This is a genomic window from Bradyrhizobium sp. Ken64 (assembly GCF_055807555.1).
The window spans coordinates 1-2,538 of record NZ_JBVVPA010000061.1; the positions used below are offsets into that span (position 1 = coordinate 1).

Here is a 2,538-nt window from a genome sequence, read left to right on the forward strand (position 1 = left end):
GCCAGCATCGCCAACCAGTCGATCCGCGTCAACGTGGATACGCTGGAGCATCTGATGACCATGGTCTCGGAGCTGGTGCTGACCCGCAACCAGCTGTTGGAGATTTCCCGCCGCAACGAGGACACCGAGTTCAAGGTGCCGTTGCAGCGGCTGTCCAACGTCACCGCCGAGCTGCAGGAAGGCGTCATGAAGACGCGCATGCAGCCGATCGGCAATGCCTGGCAGAAGCTGCCCCGCATCGTTCGCGACCTCTCGAGCGAACTCGGCAAGCAGATCGAGCTGGAGATGCACGGCGCCGACACCGAGCTCGACCGCCAGGTGCTCGACCTGATCAAGGACCCGCTCACCCACATGGTGCGCAACTCCGCCGACCATGGCCTGGAGACCCCGGCCGAGCGTCTCGCCGGCGGCAAGGGCGAGCAGGGCACCATTCGCCTGTCCGCCTATCACGAGGGCGGCCACATCATCATCTGCATCGCCGACAACGGCCGTGGCCTGAACACCGACAGGATCAAGGCCAAGGCGATCTCCTCAGGGTTAGTCAGCGAGGCCGAGCTCGAGAAGATGAGCGAAGCCCAGATCCACAAGTTCATCTTCGCGCCGGGCTTCTCGACCGCGGCCGCCATCACCTCGGTGTCGGGGCGCGGCGTCGGCATGGACGTGGTGCGCACCAATATCGACCAGATCGGCGGCACCATCGACATCAAGTCGGTCGCCGGTGAAGGCTCCTCCGTCACCATCAAGATCCCGCTGACGCTCGCCATCGTCTCCGCGCTGATCGTGGAAGCCGCCGGCGACCGCTTTGCGATCCCGCAGCTCTCCGTGGTCGAGCTGGTGCGTGCCCGCGCCAACTCGGAGCACCGCATCGAGCGCATCAAGGACACCGCGGTGCTCAGGCTGCGCAACAAGCTGCTGCCGCTGATCCATCTCAAGAAGCTGCTCAAGATCGACGACGGCGCGGTCTCCGATCCCGAGAACGGCTTCATCGTGGTGACGCAGGTCGGCAGCCAGACCTTCGGCATCGTCGTCGACGGCGTGTTCCACACCGAAGAAATCGTGGTCAAGCCGATGTCGACGAAACTGCGTCACATCGACATGTTCTCGGGCAATACCATCCTGGGCGACGGCGCGGTCATCATGATCATCGACCCCAACGGCATTGCCAAGGCGCTCGGCGCCGCCGGCTCCTCGGCCCATGACATGAACAACGAGAACGGGGCTCACCACATCGGATCGGGCGAGCAGACCACCTCGCTGCTGGTGTTCCGCGCCGGCTCGTCCCAGCCCAAGGCGGTCCCGCTCGGGCTCGTCACGCGCCTGGAAGAACTGCCGGCCGACAAGATCGAGTTCAGCAACGGCCGCTACATGGTGCAGTACCGCGAGCAGCTGATGCCGCTCGTGGCCATGGAAAGCGTCACCATCGCGAGCCAGGGCGCCCAGCCGATCCTGGTGTTCTCCGATGACGGCCGCTCCATGGGCCTCGTCGTCGACGAGATCATCGACATCGTCGAGGAACGGCTCAACATCGAGGTCGGCGGATCCTCCTCCGGCATTCTCGGCTCGGCCGTGATCAAGGGCCAGGCCACCGAAGTGATCGACGTCGGCCACTTCCTGCCGATGGCGTTCTCCGACTGGTTCACCCGCAAGGAGATGAAGCCGTCGCTGCACTCGCAATCGGTGCTGCTGGTCGACGACTCCGCGTTCTTCCGCAACATGCTGGCCCCGGTGCTCAAGGCCGCCGGCTACCGCGTCCGCACCGCGCCGACCGCGCAGGAGGGCTTAGCTGCTCTGCGCGCGCAGAGCTTCGACGTGGTCCTGACCGACATCGAGATGCCCGACATGAACGGGTTCGAGTTTGCCGAGACCATCCGCTCCGACAGCAATCTGGGCGCGATGCCGATCATCGGGCTCTCCGCGCTGGTGTCGCCGGCGGCGATCGAGCGCGGCCGTCAGGCCGGCTTCCACGACTATGTCGCCAAGTTCGACCGTCCCGGTCTGATCGCGGCGCTGAAGGAACAGACCGCGGGCGCCGCCGGTGCCTCCGAGCTGAGCCGCGCAGCAGCGTAACCAGCGGGATCAGGAGAAACTAACATGACCAAGAAGACCCAGTCCGGCGAAGGCGCCATGGTCGAATACGTCACCGCGATGATCGGCGGCCAGCTGTTCGGCCTGCCGATCTCCCGCGTCCAGGACGTGTTCATGCCCGAGCGCGTCACCCGCGTGCCGCTGTCCTCGCGCGAGATCGCGGGCGTGCTGAACCTGCGCGGCCGCATCGTCACCGTGGTCGACATGCGCGCCCGGCTCGGCCTGCCCAAGCCCGAGGACGGCAAGATCCCGATGGCGGTCGGCGTCGACCTGCGCGGTGAATCCTACGGCCTGCTGATCGACCAGATCGGCGAAGTGCTGCGGCTCGCCGAGGACGGCATGGAAGAAAACCCCGTCAATCTCGACCCCCGCATGGCCAAGCTCGCCGGCGGTGTCCACCGTCTCGACGGCCAGCTCATGGTCGTCCTCGACGTCGACCGCGTCCTCGAGCTC

Annotated in this window: 2 protein-coding genes; both read left to right on the top strand. The window is 65.9% G+C overall.

From position 1 onward, the window contains the following. The coding region (locus tag AC0L2F_RS35580; protein ID WP_473251503.1) for a hybrid sensor histidine kinase/response regulator at nt 1–2,067 on the top strand (2,067 nt) is incomplete at its 5' end. Nucleotides 2,068–2,091: 24 nt separating this feature from the next. Then, nucleotides 2,092–2,538 (top strand): chemotaxis protein CheW (locus AC0L2F_RS35585; protein WP_247468230.1); only part of this gene is annotated, 447 nt, incomplete at its 3' end.